At 43.3% G+C, this 23,834-nt stretch carries 21 protein-coding genes; 17 read left to right on the forward strand and 4 right to left on the reverse strand.

What is annotated here, in order from left to right:
- Nucleotide 1: 1 nt before the first annotated feature.
- Nucleotides 2-1,555: a DHA2 family efflux MFS transporter permease subunit gene (locus tag AC0NJP_RS08595; RefSeq protein ID WP_474699517.1), complete on the forward strand. Its 1,554-nt coding sequence runs from the start codon at nt 2-4 to the stop codon at nt 1,553-1,555.
- Nucleotides 1,556-1,618: 63 nt separating this feature from the next.
- Here the strand turns inward: AC0NJP_RS08595 and AC0NJP_RS08600 are convergent, their stop codons facing one another.
- Genes AC0NJP_RS08600 through AC0NJP_RS08610 form a run of 3 tightly spaced genes read right to left on the reverse strand, consistent with a single transcriptional unit; the run spans nt 1,619 to nt 4,721 of the window.
- Nucleotides 1,619-3,619: a hypothetical protein gene (locus tag AC0NJP_RS08600; RefSeq protein ID WP_474699518.1), complete on the reverse strand. Its 2,001-nt coding sequence runs from the start codon at nt 3,617-3,619 to the stop codon at nt 1,619-1,621.
- 23 nt (nt 3,620-3,642) lie between these two features.
- Entirely contained in the window at nt 3,643-4,251 is a 609-nt protein-coding gene (locus tag AC0NJP_RS08605; RefSeq protein ID WP_474699519.1) for a PulJ/GspJ family protein, read from the reverse strand.
- A gap of 14 nt (nt 4,252-4,265) precedes the next feature.
- Nucleotides 4,266-4,721, reverse strand: coding sequence for a type IV pilus modification PilV family protein (locus AC0NJP_RS08610; protein WP_474039599.1), 456 nt, complete (start codon nt 4,719-4,721; stop codon nt 4,266-4,268).
- Nucleotides 4,722-5,028: 307 nt separating this feature from the next.
- On the opposite strand from AC0NJP_RS08610, the gene AC0NJP_RS08615 reads away from it, so the two are divergent.
- The 14 genes from AC0NJP_RS08615 (at nt 5,029) to AC0NJP_RS08680 (ending at nt 19,228) form a co-directional block, all read left to right on the forward strand.
- Nucleotides 5,029-5,640, forward strand: a complete 612-nt coding sequence (locus AC0NJP_RS08615; protein ID WP_474699520.1) for a type II secretion system protein N — start codon at nt 5,029-5,031, stop codon at nt 5,638-5,640.
- On the forward strand, nt 5,630-6,919 hold the full coding sequence (locus AC0NJP_RS08620; RefSeq protein WP_474699521.1) for a secretin N-terminal domain-containing protein: 1,290 nt from the start codon (nt 5,630-5,632) through the stop codon (nt 6,917-6,919). Before AC0NJP_RS08615 ends, AC0NJP_RS08620 begins: the two co-directional genes overlap by 11 nt.
- Nucleotides 6,920-6,938: 19 nt before the next feature.
- Nucleotides 6,939-8,606: a GspE/PulE family protein gene (locus tag AC0NJP_RS08625; RefSeq protein WP_474699522.1), complete on the forward strand. Its 1,668-nt coding sequence runs from the start codon at nt 6,939-6,941 to the stop codon at nt 8,604-8,606.
- A 17-nt stretch (nt 8,607-8,623) separates the two neighbouring features.
- Entirely contained in the window at nt 8,624-9,679 is a 1,056-nt protein-coding gene (locus AC0NJP_RS08630) for a type IV pilus twitching motility protein PilT (protein WP_474699523.1), read from the forward strand.
- A gap of 36 nt (nt 9,680-9,715) precedes the next feature.
- Nucleotides 9,716-10,936, forward strand: a complete 1,221-nt coding sequence (locus AC0NJP_RS08635; protein ID WP_474699524.1) for a type II secretion system F family protein — start codon at nt 9,716-9,718, stop codon at nt 10,934-10,936.
- Nucleotides 10,937-10,971: 35 nt separating this feature from the next.
- Nucleotides 10,972-11,388 carry a type II secretion system protein gene (locus tag AC0NJP_RS08640; protein ID WP_474699525.1) on the forward strand — a complete coding sequence of 139 codons (417 nt, stop codon included), beginning with the start codon at nt 10,972-10,974 and terminating at the stop codon, nt 11,386-11,388.
- Nucleotides 11,389-11,495: 107 nt separating this feature from the next.
- Entirely contained in the window at nt 11,496-12,245 is a 750-nt protein-coding gene (locus tag AC0NJP_RS08645; RefSeq protein ID WP_474699625.1) for a prepilin peptidase, read from the forward strand.
- Between the two features lie 22 nt (nt 12,246-12,267).
- Nucleotides 12,268-13,341, forward strand: coding sequence for a type IV pilus assembly protein PilM (gene pilM / locus AC0NJP_RS08650; protein ID WP_474699526.1), 1,074 nt, complete (start codon nt 12,268-12,270; stop codon nt 13,339-13,341).
- Between the two features lie 3 nt (nt 13,342-13,344).
- Nucleotides 13,345-13,899 (forward strand): PilN domain-containing protein, encoded by a 555-nt coding sequence (locus tag AC0NJP_RS08655; protein ID WP_474699527.1) that lies wholly within the window; start codon nt 13,345-13,347, stop codon nt 13,897-13,899.
- A 3-nt stretch (nt 13,900-13,902) separates the two neighbouring features.
- Nucleotides 13,903-14,589, forward strand: a complete 687-nt coding sequence (locus AC0NJP_RS08660; RefSeq protein ID WP_474699528.1) for a type IV pilus inner membrane component PilO — start codon at nt 13,903-13,905, stop codon at nt 14,587-14,589.
- Between the two features lie 92 nt (nt 14,590-14,681).
- On the forward strand, nt 14,682-15,176 hold the full coding sequence (locus AC0NJP_RS08665) for an acyl-CoA thioesterase (protein WP_474039589.1): 495 nt from the start codon (nt 14,682-14,684) through the stop codon (nt 15,174-15,176).
- A 204-nt stretch (nt 15,177-15,380) separates the two neighbouring features.
- Nucleotides 15,381-16,742, forward strand: coding sequence for a PTS galactitol transporter subunit IIC (locus AC0NJP_RS08670; protein ID WP_474699529.1), 1,362 nt, complete (start codon nt 15,381-15,383; stop codon nt 16,740-16,742).
- A 170-nt stretch (nt 16,743-16,912) separates the two neighbouring features.
- On the forward strand, nt 16,913-17,836 hold the full coding sequence (gene rarD, locus AC0NJP_RS08675; RefSeq protein WP_474699530.1) for an EamA family transporter RarD: 924 nt from the start codon (nt 16,913-16,915) through the stop codon (nt 17,834-17,836).
- A 33-nt stretch (nt 17,837-17,869) separates the two neighbouring features.
- Nucleotides 17,870-19,228, forward strand: coding sequence for a hypothetical protein (locus AC0NJP_RS08680; RefSeq protein ID WP_474699531.1), 1,359 nt, complete (start codon nt 17,870-17,872; stop codon nt 19,226-19,228).
- Here AC0NJP_RS08680 and AC0NJP_RS08685 read toward each other — a convergent pair.
- The gene (locus AC0NJP_RS08685) at nt 19,209-20,561 is read right to left on the reverse strand and encodes a hypothetical protein (RefSeq protein ID WP_474699532.1); all 1,353 of its coding nucleotides are present in this window, start codon (nt 20,559-20,561) and stop codon (nt 19,209-19,211) included. The two genes, AC0NJP_RS08680 and AC0NJP_RS08685, sit on opposite strands and share 20 nt — an antisense overlap.
- 303 nt (nt 20,562-20,864) lie before the next feature.
- Between AC0NJP_RS08685 and AC0NJP_RS08690 the strand changes: the two genes are divergently transcribed.
- Together AC0NJP_RS08690 and AC0NJP_RS08695 are read left to right on the forward strand one after the other, a co-directional pair.
- Entirely contained in the window at nt 20,865-22,115 is a 1,251-nt protein-coding gene (locus tag AC0NJP_RS08690) for an MFS transporter (RefSeq protein ID WP_474699533.1), read from the forward strand.
- Nucleotides 22,116-22,181: 66 nt separating this feature from the next.
- Nucleotides 22,182-23,801, forward strand: coding sequence for an N-acyl-D-amino-acid deacylase family protein (locus AC0NJP_RS08695; protein WP_474699534.1), 1,620 nt, complete (start codon nt 22,182-22,184; stop codon nt 23,799-23,801).
- The last annotated feature ends 33 nt before the right edge of the window (nt 23,802-23,834 follow it).

The raw sequence follows: 23,834 nt of genomic DNA on the forward strand, positions 1-23,834 counted from the left end.
TATGGTCGAAGCAGCCTTTAGACCGAAAAACCCCATGCTCGTCGCGACGGTTGTTAGTATCGCCGCTTTTATGGAAGTGCTTGATACAACGATTGCCAATGTAGCACTTTCGCAAATTGCCGGTTCCATTGGCGCTAGCTCGGAAGAGAGTACGTGGATTCTCACCTCATATCTTGTATCAAACGGCATTGTGTTGCCGCTATCAGGCTGGCTATCAGGGCTGATGGGGCGTAAGAACTTTTTCATTGCTTGTATTCTTGGGTTTACCCTGACTTCTTTTCTCTGTGGTATTGCTAATTCCTTAACACTTCTGATTGTATTTCGCTTGCTGCAAGGGCTGGCTGGCGGCGGATTGCAACCAGCCCAGCAAGCAATTATTAAAGATAGCTTTCCCCCAGAAAAACTAGGGATGGCCTTTGCGATTACCGGGATTACAACCGTGTTGGCGCCGATCATCGGACCAGCGCTCGGTGGGTACATTACCGATAACTACAATTGGCGCTGGATTTTCTTTATGAATGTGCCTGTCGGTCTGCTAGCTGCCTTTTTAGTTAAATTACTTGTAGAAGATCCGCCAAGCGCCCAAAAGCGTCCTGTAGGATCAATTGATTATATCGGGCTGAGCTTGATTGCCCTAGGGTTAGGCGCACTTCAGATTGTTCTTGATAAAGGGCAGCAGGAAGACTGGTTTGATAGCTCCTTTATCATTGTATTTTCCGTGATTGCCGCTGTGGGACTCATCACAGCCGTTTTCTGGCTGCTGCAACAAAAGCATCCTGTTGTGAAACTGCAGCTATTTAAAATTCCCAGTTTTGGCATGCCTTGCGTAATGATGTTTTTTGTCGGCTTTGCTCTCTATTCCGGTACGACGCTTCTGCCTATGCTTGTGCAGACTTATTTCGGCTATAATGCTACGCTATCAGGGCTGCTACTATCGCCGGGCGGATTAGCGGTTTTGACGGTTATGCCGCTTGTCGGGCGACTTGTGAATAAAGTACAGGCAAAATATCTCGTTTCTTTCGGCATGGCCATTATGGCCCTGGGAATGTGGGCCACAGGTCAGATTACGCCGCAGACCGATTATTGGACATTTGCACTTGTGCGGGTCTTACAGACTCTCGGCCTGCCCTTTCTGTTCGTGCCTGTTACGACTTTAGCTTTTTCCAAGATCTCACGCGAAGAAAGCAGCAATGCGTCAGCTATTATTTCGCTCATGCGAAATTTAGGCGGCAGTGTAGGAATTGCCATTGTAACGAACTACCTGATTCATCGGCAACAGGTCGAGCAAGCTTATTTAGCAGAGCGGCTGACAGCAAGCGACTGGGGCTACTCACATGCTATGGCTACTTTATCGCAAAAGCTTACGCAATTTGGAATTCCCAGTGGCGAGGTTTCTCAGTATGCTATGGGGAAGATTTATCAGGAACTGATCCATCAAGCGGGCATATTGGCTTTTTGCGACGCCTATCATTTTGTCGCGGCTGTTTCACTTTGTCTTGCTGTGGCGGCGTTATTTATGCCTAATAATAAAAATAGCGATGAAATAAAAGCATAATAATAAGACCAGACAGCAATTGTAACAAGGCTGTCTGGTCTTATTTTAGAATGCACAGGATGGTTATGGTTCTAATTCAGTTTTGATGATGGCGGCGCTAAAGCCGGACGAGGAAGAAAGTAAGCCCAGCGTGTCCATTATGCTTTTGTTATAAGTCAGTGTGGCTGCACTTGTCAGTCTTAGTGTTCCATTTGTATAAAAGGGGCCGATTTGGGAGCCGCTTGTTACCTCTGAAATGCCGCCTCCAGCCATAAATACCGTATTTCTTTGATCTTTGGTTCCTGGCAATACAATCGGGCCTTGATTTGTTACAAGTACGGCTTTACCGCCGATAGCATAGGAGTTATCAAACTGCATGGTATTTGTATCATTAGAGAGGATGCGCGTAATCGCGTTGGCGTAAGCGCCATTGGTTTTCTTGATAGTTTGATAGTCGATCGGGATATTTTCTGTATTCATCGCCGCATTTACCGTCAAGTTGCAAGCCTGAGCCGATTGGATTTTTATTGTATCGCCGGCTAGCAAGCTTGAATTATTCGTTAGTTTTACAGGGCCATTCGTGCTTGTGATTGTAATTTTTCCAGCTGGCGGGTCTTTTTGGGGGTCTTTCGGTGTTCCCGGAGTTTCAAATCTGGCATAATTGTCAAGCAAAATGCCACTATAGCCCTTTACATCGATTTGTCCGCCATATAGCGTGCTAGAGTTGGTAAAGTGTAATGTACCGGTAGTTGAAGCAAGTGATAGAGATCCCGTATCCTTGGCGATGATACTAGAGGGATTGCTCATACTCAAGTCACTTACTGTTTGAATATTGACGACACCGCTCTGGATTTTAGCCGCGGTTGACATAGTTAAAGTTTTTGCTGTGTAGATATTTACAGTTGAGCCAGTTGGCAGAGCATTTTGGATATCTTTTACAGTTGCTTTGCCTAGAGCGTCTTGTATGCCGATATAGGCTCCGTTCGACAGGGAAACCGAACCTGTCACATAAATCGTTAGGCTCGAATTTTCCTGAGTCTTTTGATAGAGGGCGGGGATTTTAGCCGCATCTTGAATATTCAAGGTTAAATCGCCATTGATAAATAGAGTTACATTGGGACTGGTAAAGGTCAGGGTTGAAGAGTTTAGAGTATAAGAACCGTTGCAATAGTAGGCGCTTTCACTTAGTGTTAAGTTCTTCATAGCTACCGGAGAACCGCCAGTGGCAGCGACAAGATCGGTATACTTGCTCCACTCTGTTTTGGTTGGAAAGGGTTGGGATGAAATAGAATCAAAAGTTACTTTGGGTACTTTTAGCACTCCGACGGGATCAGCGAATTTCCAGTTGTGCACATAATCTCGAACAATAGCTCGAGTATTATAATACTGGTTGTAGGGGGGAATATAGCTTTCCGCCCGCGCCCAGGCATAGTCAACTACAGGCTTTGTTGTGCCGGAGATATTATATTGACCATTGCTGCCGATATGAGTTGCGGGAGTGGGGTCGTCTGGAGAAGGCGTAGAGTTATTAAAGAAATAAATCGTATCATTCGTAAGGATAAAATCCCCATTGGCATAAGCCACATACTTACCGGCAACATTACCAAAGTCGCCATCTCCGCCACTATTTGGCGTTAGATTTACGGTCAGGTTAATCGCTTTGCTTATCGTTTTTTTCGTAGTATCAGATCGGAGTGTGGCCTCTGATCTAATATGAAAGACTCCGTCTTTATCTTTCGAGAGGGTAACAACATAAGAGCCCGTTTGATTTGGTTGCGGTGAGAAATTTTGCAGGGAAGAAATCGTCACTAGCTTGTCAACCGCTTGTCCCGTTTTATGAATAGCATCATTTATTTTAGGATCATGTGCGCCTGCTTTGATTTGGGCCAACAGGTCATGTACACCTGCTTCGGCAATATACTCGGTAGCTACTCCGTCGCGATAATCTGTGGCTGTGTTTTGACTTGTCTTGCTTATCGTCATAAGGCCAGCGCCTAGGATACTGAAAATAAGCATTCCGCCTAAGACGAGTATGGCTGTTGAGCCTCTAGAGTTCTGTAAAATTTTGCGAATTGATAAAACCATAAACTAACTCCCTTTCAGTGAATTTATTGCAATTCAAAGGTGGCTTTAGCGGAAGTGATCATCGTAGAAATGGCTAATTCCGGCGGGTTATGAGTATTGGGATCTGTCGTAGTGGGGTTGACCAACTTGAAGTGGATTGTTACAGATTCGTTGGTGGAATTGGGGTCGACTATGAATAAAGGCCAACTGCCGCTGGCATTGCTGTCAAGTTCAATTACAATGTTGCTGCCCTGACCATATAATTTGCGCTTTTCTTTTGTAGCAGTGTTAAAGAGCATCAGTTGCTTGGTGGTACTGTCACGATAAATAATTTGAACTACTTCTGGCGGATTTTCGGTTGAAGAGTTTAATGGCGGTGCTGTAAATTGAATGGCTTGTCCTGTTGCAGCACTAAAATTGGGATTATTATTTACCAATTTGTAGTCATGGCCTCCATGCAAGTTCGATATTAAATCATTTGTTAATATGGATGCAGAGGTTCTTACTTCAAATTTACTGCGACTATCAAGCCATGCTTTCACCGTTGCGGAAAAATAGCTACCCACCGCACCGAGCAGAACGGCTGTGATTGCCATCCAAACTAACAGTTCAACCAAAGTAAAGCCCTGCTGGCGGGAATGACTGAATTTCATAAAAGCCTCCTTATCTAGCGCTGCGGAATAAATGTAATGAGTTCAACTTGTAATGGTTTATTTTGTTCTTGCCAAGTCACTTTTACGGTATAGGCGACAAGTGTTTTAGCGCTATTCTTAGCAGTATCGCTTGTTGTTACTGGTTCGGGCGTGAAAGTGACTGTGTAATTTTCGTATATTTTCGGCAAGGTTTTTGGATCAATTAAGGTGGCGCCATCAAAAGCAGGGGTCTGAGTTGCTGTAACTTTGAATTGTTGCGCATCAGGGGATGTGCTTTTTTGTGCTGCCTTAAAGGTTTCTATGTATAATTGGGCCAAATTCGTTGCATTGGTATAATTGGCTGAGTTTGTTGTTGATTTGCTAAGCATTATATAAAAACCGCCAAGCGCCAGTAGGGCGACACAAAACATGATAGCAATTAAGGCTTCTGCTAATAAAAAACCGCCTTGGGAGTGCAAATCTTTTTTCATAATTAGACTCCTTTAGAGAAAATCAAGTTCAATATAAATGACTGGTATATCTTTATAGTAGTAGTTTATTTCATTTTAATATAAGATTACAATAGCAAGATCCCATATATTAAGATTTCTTAATAATAAATTGTCTTTTTAAAGATTATTTTAATAAAAATTAGTTCTTAATAAAATTGTCGTTTTATTGAATATCTGTTACAATAAATTACACAAAGACTAGGACTCTTATCCTGGTTTTATTGTACAGTTATGGAGCTTTATAATGGAATAGAGTCTTGTTTTATCATAACGGGAGGCAAAGAGTTTGCAAATACCAAGTTGGCTGCAGCAAGAGATTGTAATTTCTGAAGCAATGAAAAAAAAGTTAATAGGAGTTGCAGTTGTCGTCGTAATTATATTTTGCTGCTGGGTGTATTTGAATTTAAGCGACGGTCAATCACGTCCTGTCTCGGTCAGTGAACCGCTTAAAACGCCAATAGCGGAACCCAAAAAGAATCCTCCCGGAAAAATTAGTTCTGGCGAACCAGATTTAATTACTCGCAATCCTTTTTCGCTTCCGCCTGAGTATCGGCAGGACGGTCAGCCAGCAGCGACTAATTCGCCGCAACCGCCGGTAAATTCTACAGGAGCAATGAAGCAGCCTGATTTTTCACGGCAGGATACAGTGACAACCTGGCGTCCGGCTACTGGCAGTACCACTATGAAATTAACCGGGATTGCAGAATCAGACGGTCTTCGTTTAGCTGTTATTAACACAGGGGGAGAGTCCCAGGCTTATCGCGTCAATGAGCAGGTCGGACAATATCGCCTAATTTCGATTGGTGCAGACTATGTGGTTTTACAATCAGCTGGAGCAAGAAGAATTCTTCAGTTAGAAGATATAAGAGAAAATGGAGGCGCCGCAAATGGAAGATAAAAGACGCCGTAGTCGCTGGAATTGGAATAAAATACTTTTTTCCTTCTTAGCCGTAATTCTACTAGGACGAACAACTTGTTTGGCCGAGGGGAATTTTTATAATCTCGTATTTGTGAGGGAAAATCTCCCTGTGGTTTTTCATACTATGGCTAGTTTAGAAGGGGTAAATATTGTTTTTGATAGTGATAGCCTAAAGGATAAGTCCAGTGAGCTTACCATCAAACTAGATCATGTAACTTTTGCTGAGGCGATGAGTTTGATTACGCAGAGCAAGGGATTGACCTATCGTTATATTGGCGAAAAAAATATTCTTGTCGAGAAAAATGATTTGGCTAGCTTGAAAACGATCAAGCTGGAACATGTTATGGCTGATGATCTAAAAAAATCACTGACTGGCGCAGCGGATGGTCTTAAAGTAAAAGTAGATATAGATCCTGTTTCCAATTCGTTATTAGTTAGTGGGCCAATTGCTGGAATTGAACGGATGACTGATATGGTTGCAAAGCTTGATGTAGCCGTTCAACAGGTAGAGCTAGAGGCTAAAGTTTTGGCAATTAGTAAATCGGCTACGAAGGATTTGGGTATTGACTGGAAATGGGATGCAACGCCGAAGACTTACGATTATACGGCGCCGACTTATACAGCGACGACTGACAGTAATGGGAATGTTGTCTATACGCAGACCACGGCGGCGAAAATCACCCGTAACAGCACTTTGACAAATCCTGGTGTGGTTCAGTTTGGCAGAGGGCCGGAAGGCCAGCCTTACGAATTTTACTATCAGGCTACGATTAGCGCTCTAGTCAGTAACGGCAAGGCGCAAGTTCTGGCCAAGCCTAAAATTGCCACAGTAAGTGGTAAAGAGGCGCAAATTATGATTGGTGATAAAATTCCAGTACAGACGCAAACGATACAGAATGGTCAAACTACCACATCAATACAATATGTCGATGCCGGGATTAAATTGATTTATACGCCAGTCGTTTCACCAGACGGGCAGATTTTTGCCAAGGTACATACAGAAGTGAGTACGCCAGAGCTTGTGTCAGATATTAAACAATATAAAATTTCGACGCGGGAAGCGGAAACGAATGTAAAAGTGAAAGATGGCGAAACCATGGTGATTGGCGGACTAATTGGCCAGCAAACATCAGAGACGGTAAGTAAAGTACCCTTTTTAAGTGATCTGCCGATTTTAGGAGCTTTGTTTAAAAGTGTTCACAATACAGGGAGTGATAGTGAAATTGTGATTTTCCTAACAGCCCATATTGTGAAATAGATAAATAGGCGAGGATACTATGGTGATACAACGGAAGCGCTTAGGCGACTTGATGATTGAGACAGGCATTATTTCTCAAGAACAATTGAATAAAGCCTTAGGAATACAAAAAGTTTCCGGGGAAAGACTCGGGCGGATTTTTTTAGATCTCGGTTATATTACGGAAGAACGGATGGTTGAAGTTCTTGAGTTTCAATTGGGCGTACCTCACGTTGAGCTGGCTCAGATTGAAATTCAACCGGAAATCCTAAAAAAGGTGCCTGTGGCGATTGCCGAAAAATATAAAGTTTTTCCGGTAAAACAAGATGGACGCTTTTTGACACTGGCCATGACGGATCCTACGAATCTTTACGCAATTGATGATGTGCGCATGGCTGCCGAGTGTGAAGTTACGCCGGTTATTGCGACAGAAAGAGATGTTCTGCGCGCGATTAGCAAGTATTACGGTGTCAATGAATTAGTCGAAAAAGCTGTAAGCCGCTTGCGGATCGAAGAGACACCCATCGAAGAATTGCAAACGGCTGACGACGCCCCCATTATTGGCATTGTAAACTCCTTATTTTTGCAGGCTGTGCGTGAACGGGCCAGTGATATTCATATTGAGCCGCAGGGAGAAAATCTGCGGGTCCGTTTTCGGATTGACGGCGTGTTGCGCGAGATTTGCTGCTTTACGGCGAATATTCAGGCAGCGATAATTTCCCGAATTAAAATTATGGCCGGCATGGATATCGCTGAAAAGCGGTTGCCCCAAGATGGGCGAATCTTTCTAAATGAGCTAGGCCCTACTGTAGATATTCGGGTATCAAGTTTACCAACGATTTATGGCGAAAAGATGGTTATGCGAATTCTTGATCAAAGAGCGGTAGTGCTTGATATGGAGAAACTCGGTTTTTCTGGCGAAAACTTAGCTCGTTATCGCCGCTTGTATCAGCATGCCTATGGTATGATTCTCGTTACTGGTCCAACTGGTTCCGGTAAGACAACGACACTCTACTCTTCCCTAGAAGAATTGAATGATTTGCAGCAAAATATTGTGACTCTAGAAGATCCAGTCGAATATCGTTTAGCCGGAATTAATCAGGTTCAGGTCAATGCGAGAGCAGGCTTGCATTTTTCTACGGGGTTGCGATCCATTTTACGCCAAGATCCGAATATTATTATGGTTGGGGAAATTCGCGATAATGAAACGGCTGATATTGCTGTCCGTGCCGCTCTTACAGGGCATCTAGTGATGTCAACTTTGCATACCAATGATGCGCCTAGTACGATAACGCGCTTAATTGATATGGGAGTTCCACCGTTTCTGGTGGCTTCTTCGATTCTTGGTATTGTGGCTCAGCGACTTGTTCGGTTGTTGTGCCCTCATTGCAAAGAGCCTTATCAATTGAATCCAGATTCACCAGAACGCTTTTTTTTAGGACTTGATGCTTCCGAGCCTGTGACGCTTTATCAGGCGCAAGGTTGTACGGAGTGCAGTAGTACAGGCTATCGCGGTAGAATTTCTATTCATGAAGTCATGGTTATCAACGAAGAAATTCGTAATTTGATCAGCCAGAGCGCTTCCACCGATCAAATTCGATCAGCCGCTAAAGCAAACGGCATGACAAGTATGCTTGATGATGGGATTCAAAAAATTCTGCAGGGACTTACGACAGTTAAGGAAGTTATGCGCGTTTCGCAGGGGTGAAAGGTGAGGAATCAGTTATGATACGAGAATTACTGGAAGAAGCCGTGCAACGGCGTGCTTCTGATGTACATATTACGGTAGGCGTTCCACCGGTTTTTCGCATAAATGGCCATTTGATTCACACCGATCGACCAGTGCTCACGGTAGCTGATACAGCAGCTCTGGTTACTGCAATACTGAATGAAGAGCAACAGGACCGCTTTCGCGAGAATGGAGAACTTGATTTTTCTTATGCTATTCCTGGTGTAAGTCGCTTTCGGGTAAATGCTTTCAGGCAACGTGGTTCCATGGGAATGGCCATTCGACTCGTGAATGAGACCATTGCGACGTTGGATCAGTTAGGACATCCGGAAATTTTAAAGAACTTTGCTCGTTCCACCCGCGGCCTTGTTCTTGTTACCGGACCGACCGGCAGTGGCAAATCTACTACGCTAGCGGCGATGATTGATCTCATCAATACCGAGCGAGATTGTCACATTCTGACACTGGAAGATCCCATTGAATATTTGCATAAACATAAAAAAAGCATTGTTAACCAACGGGAGATTCATGCGGATAGCAAATCCTTCAGCAATGGGCTGCGAGCGGCCTTAAGAGAAGATCCTGATGTGATTCTCGTCGGTGAAATGCGTGATGCCGAAACAATCGGCATTGCCGTAACTGCAGCGGAAACAGGGCATCTTGTTTTTGCCACGCTTCACACAGGGGATGCTTCGCAGACGATTGACCGCATTATAGATGTATTTCCGCCTTATCAGCAGCAACAGATTCGAGTACAGCTTTCATTGACGCTGCAAGGGATTATCTGCCAACAGCTCTTACCGCGAAAAGACAATACGGGCAGAGTGGTAGCTTTAGAGATTCTAGCAGCTACGCCTGCTTTACGCAATTTGATTCGCGAAGGGAAAACTCATCAAATTTTATCAATTATCCAGACTGGTATGCGTAGCGGCATGATTTCTATGGATATGTCTTTGAAGAATCTTTACACAAATGGTTTAGTGACATACGAAGACGCAGTGATGCGGGCGTCTCATCCAGAGTCTTTTGTCCGTTTGGCTCAGCCTTACTAGCAGCCTACTTTATTTTGACGGCGAGAGGAGTAGAAAGTGGCTAAGACATATATTTATACAGCTCGCAGCCGAGACGGGCAGAGTCTTTCTGGTACCGTTCTAGCTGACACGCAGCAGGCGGCGGCATCTTATGTGCGAGAAAGAGGATATTTTGTTACGGCTTTAAAAGAAAAGCAGGCAAGTTTTTCTCTGCGAGACATAAAAATTTTCAGTTCGAAAGTCAAAACAAAGGATTTAGCTGTTTTTTGCCGACAATTGAGTACGATGATGAATGCTGGCGTGCCAATGGAACGCTGCTTAAATATTCTTGCAGAGCAAACGACGAAGTCTTCGCTCAAAACGGCTGTGCAGGACGTATATAAAAAAATTCGCGAAGGCGAGGCGCTTTCGGTTGCCTTAAAAAATCACAGTGAAGTTTTTCCTACGATTATGATTCATATGGTTGAGGCCGGCGAAGTTGGCGGTGTGCTCGATATTGTGCTAGTACGGCTGGCAGCCCATTTTGAAAAAGAGCATAAACTCAATCAAAAGGTTAAATCGGCTATGACATATCCGGCCGCAGTCCTTACGATTGCGTTGATTGTCGTTACCTTCATTTTAACGTTTGTATTTCCAACTTTTATGGAAATGTTTAAAAATATGAAGACGGAACTGCCGCTGCTTACGCGGGTTTTGCTTGCTGCTAGCGCCTTTATCAGGGAAAATCTGCTTGCCTTGGCGTTGTTAGTTGTTGGCAGTGCTTTCTTGCTAGTGCAGTTTTATCAGCGGCCGACAGCAAGGCGGTTTATTGATGGAGCTTTCTTTCGTATTCCTGTCATTGGCGGATTAATTCAAAAGGTTGCAGTGGCTCGCTTTAGCCGGACGTTAAGTACCTTAATTAAAGGTGGCGTACCGATCTTAGCTGCTTTAGATGTAGTGAAAAAGACGCTGGGGAATTTTGTCATGGTCGAGGCGCTTGATAAAGCCCAATCTCACGTCGCCGAAGGAATGGGACTAGCCTATACGCTGCAAGAAAGTAAAGTCTTCACGCCGATGGTGGTACAGATGATTTCTATTGGCGAAGAAAGCGGCGCGACAGATGAAATGCTCGAGAAGATTGCCGACTTTTATGACGACGATGTCGATGATCTCGTCAGCCGCCTTAGCAGCTTGATGGAGCCCGCGTTGATATTATTTTTGGGCTTGACTATTGGTACGATTATTGCCGCCGTTATGCTGCCGCTTTTTGATGTGATGACATCGATGAACTCGCTCTAAGGCATATTATTTGATCAAAGAAGGGAGGTGAAACCATGATCGAAAGAATCAGAAAACAGTTAAAACTGCAACAAGGCTTTACCTTAATTGAACTTCTTGTCGTTATTGCTATCATCGGCGTTTTGGCAGCTATTGCTGTTCCTAAGTTTGCTGATGCGACAGCTACCTCCGGGACGGCGAAGATTCAGGCGGATCTGAGTGCGATTGATACGGCCAGCCAGATTTATCAGGCCAATAATGCTGGAAAGATGCCAACTAAGTTTGATGATCTTACTTCTCTTGCATCTACGCCGAAGCCGCCAGCAAAAGCCATGATTGCAGGTGAAGTTAAGGATACTTCTGGGGCTGCATATAGTGTAGATACTACCGCTACTAATACTACCTACGGCAGAGGCATTATTACCATTGGTGATACACCTTACACAGCTGATTCAATTAAGGCTGGTAAGTAGCTTAGTACTTCTAAACAACTCTCGACTTTCACAACGTATTTTTCAGCCTGCCGCTGCCTAAAAGCGGCGGCTTTGGCTGAGTTCTTTAATCTAATTTGTTTGGGATGATGACCGTGTTATTCCTCTTTTTTATAGCAGGGCTGTTTATTGGCAGCTTTTTAAATGTTTGTATTTATCGGTTGCCGCGCGAAGAATCGATCCTTTATCCGCCTTCGCATTGCCCGACTTGCAAGCACCCCTTAAAACCTTGGAACTTAGTACCGCTTCTTAGCTATATCTGGCAGCGCGGGCGTTGCAGCCAATGCGCTGGCAAGATTTCGTTGCGCTACCCAATGGTAGAACTGGTAACCGGAATTTTATTTGCTTTTTGCTACTGGCGCTATGATTCGTTTGATTATGGAGCAGCAGTGGCTATATTTGCCGCTTTTTTACTTGTTATTACTTATATCGACTATGATTACCAGCTGATTTTAGATAAGGTTTTGTTGTGCCTTAGTGCGGCTGGTTTTATAATAGAAATAGTGTTGTTTCATTTAGACTGGATTGATTTCTGTGTTGGGCCGCTGTTAGGCGGCGGTGTGTTATTATTATTAGCGATTATCAGTCGTGGCGGTATGGGTGGCGGCGATGTGAAATTTGCGGCGGTCTTAGGGCTGTGGCTGGGAATTAAAGGCGTGATTCTTATGTTATTTATCGCCTTTCTATTAGGTGGCTTTATCGGGATTGTTTTGCTAGCCTTGGGGCGTAAAGGAAGAAAAGACGCGATTCCTTTTGGGCCGTTTATGGCGGTTGCCGCTTTGATCACCTGGCTTTATGGCGCCGATCTATTAGCATGGTATTTTGGTATGGTACTTTAATTTTGCAAGCAGGTGAGAGGCAATGATTGGGAAAATAGTGAAACGTATAATATTAGGACAGTCCGCCGAAGCTCTAGGCCTCGATATTGGCAGCGGTTATATTAAAATGGCCTATATTTCCCATAAAGATAGCGCGCCTATGCTACTGGGAACAGCTATTCGCGCGATTCCGGCTGAAGTTATGCAGAATGAGGAAATTATTGATATGGAGGCTTTAGCGGAATTGCTTCGTAGCATGACAGCGCAGTTTCCGCAAGCTAGAAAAAATGCCGTTTTTGGTATTGGCGGCAGGATGGTCTATTCCCGAGAAGTTATATTACCTGATTTATCACCCAAGGAAATGGCAGAAGCGATCAAATGGGATATGGATTCCTATGTTCCTTATGCCGCAGACTCCTACTATTACGACTATACCGTAGTGGAAAAGGTAAGCGGCGAAAAAGGGACAGAAGCAAAAGTTCTCATAGTTTCGGCCTTAAAGGAACGGGTGAATCGATTTATCCAGTTAGCCGAAGCGGCAGGATTGCAAATCGGTGCGATTGACTTTGAAGCGCTAGCTGTGCAGCGTACTTTTCCCACTTCTCTAAATGGGATTGTTGTCGATATCGGGAAAAATGTTTGCCAAATTATGATTTTACAAAAAGGCTCACCTGTAGTAGTTCGTACAATTCCTTTAGGCGGACATCAAGTTACACAAACCATGATGCAGCACATGGCAGTGGATTATGTAACAGCAGAGGCTGTGAAGGTAAAAGGGAGAAATCTCTTGCCATCGCTTACTGCCAAAGGGCCGACAGAGGAACTGCATAGCCAGATTCAATATGTTGTCGATGATTTAGCGCGGGAAATTAGGCGAACTTTTGAATATCATCAAATGCAGCACAAAGAAATGATTGCTGAGCAAGTCTTTTTGACTGGTGGTGGCGCTTTACTGAAAGGTCTTGCTGAGCATTTAGCGGCACAGATTGAACTGCCTGTCCTGCTAAATAATCCGTTCGAGGCGGTTCGAATCAGCAAGAAGCTTGACCGAAGCTCACTTTATGCCGCAGCGCCGCAGTTTACAGTCGCCATCGGTTTGGCTCTACAGGAAGGATAAATTATGCTAAGAGTAAATTTGTTACCGCCGGAGCACCGGCCACCCTCGCTTCCCCTTGCTCGAATTTCAACTATTTTTAGTAGTTTGTTATTACTAGTCTGTGTAACTCTTTTCTCTTATAACCTATACTCTATCGGACATATGGATTCACAAATTCAAGTACTTCAGGCTCGCAATGATGAGCTTGAACCGCTGGAAAAAGAGATTGCCCAAACAGAAGGGCAGCGACAGGAAATTGCTAAGCGACAAGGGCTAGTTCAGCAAATTTCCCAAGCGAGAATTCCGTGGTATCATATTATTTCGCATCTTACAGCGATTGCACCGCCTGATCTTTGGTTTATAAACTTTTCATCGGAAGATAAAGAGCAGAGTGCCAGAAAAGTCATTAAGATTACGGGGATTGCCAAAAACTATCTGGATTTAACCTTATTTATTAATAAGATGGAAAATGATGCGATGTTCGTAAATCCCAGTTTAGCAATTGCTGAGGAAAATACGAATAAACTTCAATCAAGTAAGCGTTTTGAAATTACGGTTCAAATCCGGGAGTTGAAATGATCAATGGATAGCAAGCAGTTGCTAGATAAGTGGAAAGAACAGCAAAGACAATGGACTGTAAAGCAAAAACTAGCGCTGCTCGGTTTAGGGTGGCTCTTTGTGTTAGTTTTGCTATACTTTTTTGTTCTTGTGCCGCAGCAGGAATTTTTACAGGAGCGAACGAGTCGGTTGCAAGCGGTTACCGTGAAAAATACACGCCTAGAAACCTTTCGTAAGGATCATCCTGATGTTAGCGTCTATTGGGGAGAGCTTGATAGTGAGCTAGCTGCTGTTTCCTTGCAAATTCCTGATCATAATGATTTGAGCGGCATTTTATTTCAAGTAGATCAAGTGGCTAAGAAAAACAATTTAGAATTGGCTCGAATTAAGCCAGGAGCACCGATCAATCAAAAAAATTACCGCGAGATTCCTCTTGAATTAGATGTACGGGGCATGTTTTTTGATACGATGCACTTTCTACAGGATTTAGAAAAAACAACGCGTTTGGCTAATGTTGTTGTCGTCGATACCCAGGCAAAACAAGATAAGTTACAAACGAAAGTCGTAGTTGTTGTCTATAGCTATGGAATTCTTCCGAATAGCCCGGCAACCAGCCAGCTAGTGAAACCAGCCGGAGCGGCTAAAGAGCAGCCGATCAATACCGTTGAGTCAGCCGCTAGAGGCGATAGTTCTAGTGCTAAGCAAAAGTAAAATTTCTTCATTCTTTTGCCGATTCCAGCATAGAAATGTATTGTGCTGTTTTTAAGGCAGTGCGAAAATGCATTGGAAAAGGTGAGAAGAGAATGGAAGGAAAAACTGTTGCAAGCTCTGCGTTGATCATGTCTGTAGTAATGCAGCCAGATCAAGCAAATCCCTCGGGTAATGTCCATGGCGGCGAAATCATGAAACTAATGGATAACGCTGCCTATGTAGTAGCGCAGCGCCATGCCCGCACAAATGTTGTTACAGCTAGGGTTGATGAATTGATTTTTCATCAACCGATTTTTGTAGGCAATTTGGTGACTTGCCATGCTTTTCTTACCTTTGTGAATCGTTCATCTATGGAAGTCGTTGTTACTGTGGAAGTGGAGGATTTATTTAGTGAAGCTTCGGCAAAGGCTGCTTTATCGGCTTACTTTACCATGGTCGCACTGAATGTGGGCGGCAAGCCGCTTAGTGTTTCGCCACTAAAATTAGAGACGGAAGAAGAGAAAATTCGTTTTGAGGCAGGCCAGCAGCGACATGAAATGAACAAACGTAAAAAGGAAGAAGGTCAAACTGTATTATTTGATCGCTAAAAAGGTGATTTGACAGCAAGAGAGATTTCCGATAGTTTTCAAAAATTTAGGAAATCTCTCTTATTTTTGCAGGAATTATTTTAAGACTCGCGAAATTAAGAATAATTCGTGGCTTAGTATATTTTAAATGGTATACTGTACACCTTAATGATGGAAGCCATTGAAAATTACAGAAAATGCATAGGAGTAGAGAAAGGAGTTTTCATGGAAATTTTTGCAGTATTTAAAGGAATTATTCAAGCGGGGCCAACGGTATTATTGCCCATTATTATCTTTTTATTTGCACTGGCTTTCCGGTTGGAGTTTGGCAAAGCTTTGCAAAGCGCCTTAACGGTAGGCGCGGCTTTTGCTGGTTTGAAATTAGTTATTGAGTTTTTAGGTAAGAGTTTGGGACCAGCGACGAAAGCAATGGTTCATCATATGGGAGTGTCGCTGAATATTGTTGATATGGGTTTTGGTACCGTTGCGGCCATTGGCTGGAGCTCTCCGATTGTACCGATTATGGTTTTAGCAATTATGGCTACTAATATTATTTTACTAGTATTAAATAAAACGAATACTTTTAGTGTGGACATCTGGAATTATCATCATGCTTTAACCGTAGGCGCTTTAGTCTATTTTCAGACGGACAATGTAGCGGCTGCCGTGGGTGCTGCGGCTTGTACCGCTTTATTTGTCTATAAGATGGCCGATTGGGCAGCGCCACTTGTTAGCAAATATTATAAAATGCCGGGTGTTACGATTCCGGCGATTCATGCTCTGATGAATTTGCCGATTGCCGTTCCTTTGAACTTATTATTTAATCGTATTCCTGGTTTTAACAAAATTGATTTTAATATGGCGAGTCTGCAGAAATATTTTGGTCCTTTCGGCCAACCGTTAGTAATTGGTTTGATTTTGGGTGTTGGGATCGGTTTTCTCGGCGGTTATGACTTCTATAAGGCTTTTGGTTTAGGGATTAACATGGCTGCGGCTATGTTGCTTTTACCTAAAATGACGCATATTTTTGTAGAAGGCTTAAAGCCGATTTCTGAGCAGGCCCGCAAAATTAGTGACGAAAAGTTTAAAGGCAGAAAAATTTTGATTGGTCTTGATCCTGCTATTTTGCTTGGTGACGCTGCGGTTATTACGACGGCGCTGCTTATGGTACCAATTCTACTGGCCTTAGCTGTGTTGTTACCTGGAAATAAACTGTTACCTTTTGCCGACCTAGCTGCTTTGCCTTATAAGGTAGCAATGGTTGTTGCTTTGACGAACGGAAATATTTTTCGCAGTTTGATTTTATGTACGATTGCTTTTATTCCATACTTCTTTTTTGGTACCTGGACAGCATACTTGGTTACGGCCGCTGCCACTTCAGTCGGTCTTGGCGATACCATTCCTGCCGGTATGATGATTAGTTCCTTTACTGGTACGACGATGCCGATTGTCTTTATGATTTATAAGGTATTTACAGGCAATCTATATTTGACTGTACCGATTTTGTTGGCATTGTTTCTGGCGATCTGGTTCTACATTGAAAAACGAGTGTTAGCAAAAAGAACCGTGCAGGAAACTGCTGCTTAATTATAAAGTGTATTCGCTATAATTACTGTAAGGTATGTCTTTAATAAAACCGCTTTTAGCCGTTTTGGCAAAAAAGCGGTTTTGCTTTTATCTCCTTCTTGTATTATTATAAATACAATATTGTTTAAAATGATTCTCAATTGATGAGGATTTATATTAGGAGAGATTTTATGAGACTACAAGACAATTCAGGATTAGCTGCGGCTGTAGGAGCCTATGTTTTATGGGGGATTTTGCCTGTTTATTGGAAGCTGTTAGGGGGAGTTGCGGCTCCGGAGATTTTGGCGCATCGCATTCTCTGGTCCTTTGTATTTATGATTTGCCTCATTCTATTGATTCGTCGTCAGCGGGAATTTTGGGAAGAAGTAAAATCTATTGTATCTTCTCCCCAAAAAACATTTGTTGTGATTTGCGGGGCTTTATTAATTAGTTTGAATTGGCTTGTCTATATTTGGGCTGTCAATGAGGGCCGTATGATCGAAACAAGTCTAGGCTATTATATCAATCCGCTTGTGAATGTCTTATTAGGCGTAGGCGTATTGAAAGAACGGTTGAATGGTTGGCAAAGTTTTGCTATTTTGTTAGCCGGAGCGGCTGTTGGCTACTTGACCTGGCACTTTGGGTCCGTTCCCTTTGTAGCTTTAGCGCTTGCTAGCAGTTTTGCGCTATATGGATTATGTAAAAAGCTAGTGAGGGTCAGTCCGATTACAGGGGTTACTTTAGAGACGATGCTCATTGCACCGGTCGCTTGCACCTATTTATTCTATTTAGAAAAAACGACTGGGAGCTCTTTTTCTGTTTCGTTTACGGCAACATCATTTTTTTTGATTGGTACAGGTATTATTACGGCAATTCCGCTATTATTATTTGCTCAAGGCGCTAATAAATTACCGCTCAGTATTTTAGGGTTGATTCAATATGTATCGCCCACGTTGACCTTGTTACTGGGGATCTTTCTGTATCAGGAAGTCTTTACAGCGGTTCATTTTATTTCCTTTTCTTGCATTTGGCTCGCTCTGCTACTTTTCTCCTTAGCGAAGACCCCTTTCTTTACCGCCTTGGGAAAATCTTTTGCAAAGGTTTTGGTTCGCTAAGAGACGTGCTGCCAAGAGGCAAGGAGGCCTAAAATGAATAAGTTTTGCAAATTCACTATTGTTGCTGTTGCTTTACTACAACTTTTTAAAATTGTTGAGCCAAATGGCTTGTCGGTTTCGCTAGGTATCGTGTCATTGCTGTTATTTCTTACAGGTTTTCCGGCTCAGGGAAAATCTTTTCAGAAAATGACGCTCTTTTTTCTCGCTTGCGGTACTTTTTTACTTTGGAACTATCAATTGCCGCTGTCTATCTGGCTTGACTCTTTTATTTCGATGACGAATGTCATTGCAATTATTGTGGTCATGCAGCTATTTACTTTGCCTATTAGTCTGGGAAAGTATAGCGACACGATTGAATATTGGTTGAAAAAATCTTTTCGTAAAGAAAGCGGCTTATTTCTGTTTGCTACTTTAATTACCCATGCGTTTTCCAGCTTTCTGCTTTTTGGTACGGTTCCGGTTATGGTTGCTTTATTTAGCAAGGCCTTTAAAAATACAATTTCTGATTATCCGCGCTTTTTATCAGCAGCTATTGTACGTGGTTACGCTATGGCCTTGCTTTGGGCGCCAGGCGCTGTCATTATGCTATTAGTATTACAAGTGACAGGCGCTTCTTGGTTTTCCTTATTTTTGCCTAGTGTTTTGTTAAGTATACTAGGTTTAGCGACAGCCTATGTCTTAGAGCATTTCTCTGGTTTAAATCGACCTTTGGCTATTTCAGCTCAGCAGGCAGCGCCTAGCGCAACAAAACAGACTGCCTTACGGCAGTCTGTTCATATTGCGGCAGTTGTTCTTGGACTTATCGGCTTGATTGCCCTGTTTGAGTTAGGCAACATCGGTGCCGGGTCAGGAAGGATTTTACTAGCGGGACTTACCGTTTCGGGGATTTGGCTGCTGTCTTTTTGGCGACAGACAGGTTTTCGCGATGCTCTGAGAACTTACTGGGAATCAGGCGTGGCAAAGGCCGTTGATTTGTCGGTCTTTTTTTTGGCCATGGGCTTTTTTGCCGGAGCGGTAGAGAAAAGTAATATTTTAGGACAGCTTCAGCCGCTGCTTCAGATTTATATTACACAGTTCGGTTTATTGGCTCTCTTGGTGATCCCGTGTGTTTTTGTTTTATTGGCAGTTGTCGGCATTCATCCGTTTATTTTAGTCGTTCTGTTTGGCAAAGTTCTTATGGCGCTGTCGCTCCCTTTATCGCCTGTAGGAATTTCACTGCTCTTATTGCTTTCTAGCGCCATTTCTTTTATTGCTTCGCCTTTTGCGGGCATGGTTTTGATGACGGCGAAATTTTTACAAGTAAAAAACTTCGATGTAGCCTGGCGCTGGAATGGGCTGTATTCTTTGATCTTTTTTCTGGAAGGTCTTCTGTTCATTTGTCTTTGGCCGTAAGCGGTTCTTTCATTGCTTTACTTTCCAACTGAATTTGAATAATACGTCTTGGCCGACCAGTGCCGCTAGGGCTTTTTTTGCCCACAATTGCGCAATAGCCATGGTCTGCCAGTTTTTCAATGATCCGGTTCATCGTGCGCAGTGTGACGCCAGCTAGCTCTGCTAAATCGCTGGCGGTGAAGGTGTTTTTTCCATGCTGTTCGATGAGGCCATACAGATGAAAGAGTGTATTAATGCTGATGCCTGTTTGATCGGAAATTTGAAGAAATTTTTCATCGACTTTCGGTGGGGTGTTTTCTGCTTGCGAGCTGGTTGCTAATGGTCCAATAAGCTTCTTTTTATTATAGGAAAAAGCTTGATTGCCGCCTGTTTGGCTGGCTTTACGCATGCCGATCATCGCCCCGTATTTGGCTTCTTTGGCTGTTTGCCCAAACCCGATTCCCAGGCTGATTGTGCCGGAGGAATTTTTTTTTACGGCTTCTAAGAGGGGGATTTTCTGTAGTTTATTTGTTTCCTGTTCTAAGAGTTGTCGTGTTGAAAAGAGTAGGTATTCTTTGGGGCTGACCTCAATAACGGCCGCTTGGATTTTTTGTGCAAAGAGGTAAATTTCTTTCGATAGCTTCATGCGATCAATGGCAGCCTGGTATTCATTTTCCTGGAAGAGGGAGTATTCGTTTTGTTCATCAATTTGAATACAAAGCGCTACGATTTGACTTTGTTGGCTAAGCTGAAGTGCATAGTTAAGCTGGAGCTTTGTTAAGGCTTCTCGAATAATAGCTTCTGTTGGCTCAATCATAATATAGGGAATTTCTTTTGCTTTCAGGTAAGATACCACGCCCTGTAGCGCCGTAAAGCAGCAGGCGACGTTATTGTTTCTAAATTGCTCTTCATGAAAGGCGCAGACATATTCTAAATAATCCGAGCGCGATAGGTCGGTATCGGCGGCATAAAGTGATAGCTCTTTGGGCGTCAGATTAATCTCACCGTAAACTTCGTAAAGTGTTTGCATTGTGTAAGAGTCGAAACTGGCTTTGGTAATATCATAATGGTATAACCAAGCCGCTTTTAATAAAACCCGTAACAAGGCACTGCTATTTCGCTGAACATATTCCCAAGGAATTGTAGGAGTCAAGGCTCGCTTGGCGACTGTAAAAGGCGTTGTTCCAGCAAATAGCAGTGCGTCTAAGTGGGCTTGTTGATATTTTACGATGGTAGGCGCTTCTGTATAAATACTATAGTTGCAGGCAATCGGCTCCATATGATGGAATTCTGCTGTGATTAAGCGGCTAATCCGCTCGGTTTGATTGATGGGGCCAATAATGCCGATTTTCATAAAAATGCCTCCTGTAATTTGTCTTCGTAAGAGTAAATAGTTTTAGTCAAATTAAAGAACTGTTCAGGACTTGGTCTTTAAAGCTATAATATCATTAATTTCATATTTACAAAAGGTTGTTTTTAATGTTTTTTCTGTAGGGAAGTATGTGTTTATGACAAATTCGAACCTTGATAACATCAATGACGATGGATAGCTCACTTAGAGACTGTCCATTTTTTGTTATCTGGGGGAAAATCGTTGGAGCAGGCAGAAAAAAACAGCACGATCTTACGTAAAACAGCAAACAGAAGGAGGAGCTTCATGGAAACGATTCAAAAGAAAGCAACAGGAAAGTATTTTGTGTTTATTCTTCTCTATTTAGGATGGTGTATTTCCTATATCGACAGAGCGGCTATTAATATTTCGCTTGCCGCGATTGGCAAAGAGTTTCTCATGAGTCCTTCGACTATGGGGATTGTGCTTAGCAGTTTCTTTGTAGGTTATGCTCTCATGCAGCTGCCTGGCGGGTGGCTGGCTGATAAGTTTGGTTCGAAGAAAATCATTATAGCAGGGATTTTATTCTGGTCCATTTTTACAGGAATTACAGGTCTTGCCTGGTCTTTTGCTTCTTTGATTGCGATCCGTTTTCTTTTCGGAATTGGTGAAGGCGCTTTTCCGCCTGCGAGTTTAAAAGGCATCGCCGAGAACTTTTCCAAAGAAGATAGACCGAAAATGACATCAGCGCTTCTGTCATCTAACTACATCGGCAGTGCGATTGCACCGATGGTGATTGCCCCTTTATTGATGTTTCTTGGTTGGAGACATATGTTTGGCGTTATCGGAGCTTTAGGGGTTATCTTTATTATTGTGTATTGGTTTGGCGTAAGAGAAACACGCCCTAGTGAGGCTGGCGAAACGAAAGCAAAAGTACAGAAAGTCCCTATGAAAGAATTATTAAAAATGCCGTTAATGTGGAAACTGGTTATTGCCTGGTTTGGTCTCAGCCTTGTAAATAAAGGACTTGATTCCTGGATGCCTACGTATCTATTGACAGTAAGACATCTTGATCTGAAAGCAATTGGTTTGTTGACGCCGCTGCCGTTTATTGCGGCAGGGATCTCCACGGCTATCGGCGGCTGGCTCATGGTTCGTTTCTTTGATAAAAAAGAAAAGTATTTCCTCATTGGCAGTGCTTCCATGACGGCTGTGTTCCTCTACTTCATGTATACAGCACAAACGGTCGGAATGGTTATTTTTTTCCAAAGCATCGTCTATTTCTTTAAATCATTCGTAATGGCAATTTGCATGTCCTTACCAATGAAACTTCTTCCTGGGACTGTATCTGGCTCTGCTGCCGGTATGATTAATCTGGGAGGGCAGTCAGCCGGATTTGTATCGCCGGTTATTATTGGTTTTATGATTAGCGCCTTTAACGGTTCCTATGATGCGGCCTTCTTTTTCCTGATTGGCGCAGCTTGCTTAACAATTATTTCAGCCTTGACGATTCGTACTGACAAAGTGGTGGCCGTTACGGTTACTGAAGATGGAAAACTGGTACGATCCTCATCATAATATGCATAGGGTAGTGTAGAAACAGTTAGTTAATAAAATTCACTTTATAAAGGAAGAAGGGCTTTCATGTTTGATCTGAAAATTGTCAACGGACAGCTTGCCGATGGGACAGGCCGCCCCCTATACAAAGGCGATATTGGAATTACGGGAGATCGCATCACAGCGATTGGCGAGCTTGGCAGTGCGCCAAGCAAAACTACGATTGATGCCGCTGGAAAAGTCGTCAGTCCCGGCTTTATCGATATGCATACCCATTCCGATTTGTCAGTTTTGGTTGATCCTCATGCCAGTAGTAAAATTCATGATGGCGTGACGACAGAGGTCATCGGTAATTGTGGGATTGGTGTGGCGCCTGTAAAACCAGGGCAGGAAAAACTGCTTGTTGATTATTTAGGAACACGGATGATTGGCACAATTCCAGTAGAAATAAAATTGCACTGGTCTTCTTTTGCGGAGTATCTTGACTATATCAATGCTCATTCGCCAGCCGTCAATATTGCACCGCTTTTGGCCCATGGACCGATTCGGATTGCGACGATGGGCTTTTCACCGGACCATCCATCACTTGAACAGATGGAAGCTATGAAACAGTTGATTCGCGATGGCATGGAAGCAGGAGCGCTTGGTTTTAGTACGGGCCTAATCTACATGCCTGGTGAGTTTTCTACTACCGACGAGTTAGCTGAATTGACGGCGGAAATTCGCTCGAAGAATGGTTTTTATGTAACCCACATCAGAAATGAAAGCCAGGATGTTTTTACAGCTTTAGAAGAAGCTCTGACGATTGGTCAGAAAGCAGGAACTCCTGTTCACATTTCTCATTTGAAGCTGTGCGGTTCCTCCGTATGGGGTCGCACGGATGAACTGTTAGGTCGAATTGATCGAGCTGTGGCTGACGGGATTGAAACTAGCTTCGATTTATATCCTTATACAGCTGGAATGACCAGCTTAATGGCTTGTCTTCCTCCCTGGGCCTTTGAAGGCGGTGTGGAAAAGCTGCTGGCGCGTCTTGGCGACAGTACGCAGCGGATGAAAATGATTGAAAGTATTGAGCAGGGAATTCCTGGTTGGCAGAACATGTCAAAGGCGGCTGGCGGTTGGCAAAATATTATGCTTTCCACTGTATTTACCGAGAAAAATAAAGAACTCGAAGGCAAAACAATAGAGGAACTTGCCGAACTGCTTGGTAAAGATCCTTACTCAGTTGTTTTTGATCTTTTAGTGGAAGAACGAGGCCGGATTCAGATTGTTCTCCATATGATGCAGGAAGCAGATTTGCAGGCAATTTTACAACATCCCTTGTCATCGATTGGTTCTGACGGTATGAGTATGGCGAATAAAGGCGTTTTGTCGACAGGAAAGCCTCACCCGCGTGCTTTCGGCACGAGAGCTCGTGTTCTTGCCAAGTATGTTAGAGAAGAAGGTCTGCTCACGGTAGAGGAAGCTGTGAAGAAAATGTCCTATATGCCAGCAAAACGCTTGGGTTTAAAAGATCGCGGCGTTCTTGCTGAAGGAAACTTTGCGGATCTTTTGATTTTTGATCCAGCGAAAGTATCGGATCAGGCAACGTATCAAGATTCTAAGCAGTATTCCGTCGGTTTTGACACGGTGATTGTGAATGGCGCTGTAGCCCTTCAGGACGGAATGGAGCAAGAAGTATTCAATGGTCGCGTTGTTACAAAGTAAGCAGTGATAAAAAAAGACTGGGCCTTTTGCGTA

This window comes from Pelorhabdus sp. sgz311002, assembly GCF_056134285.1.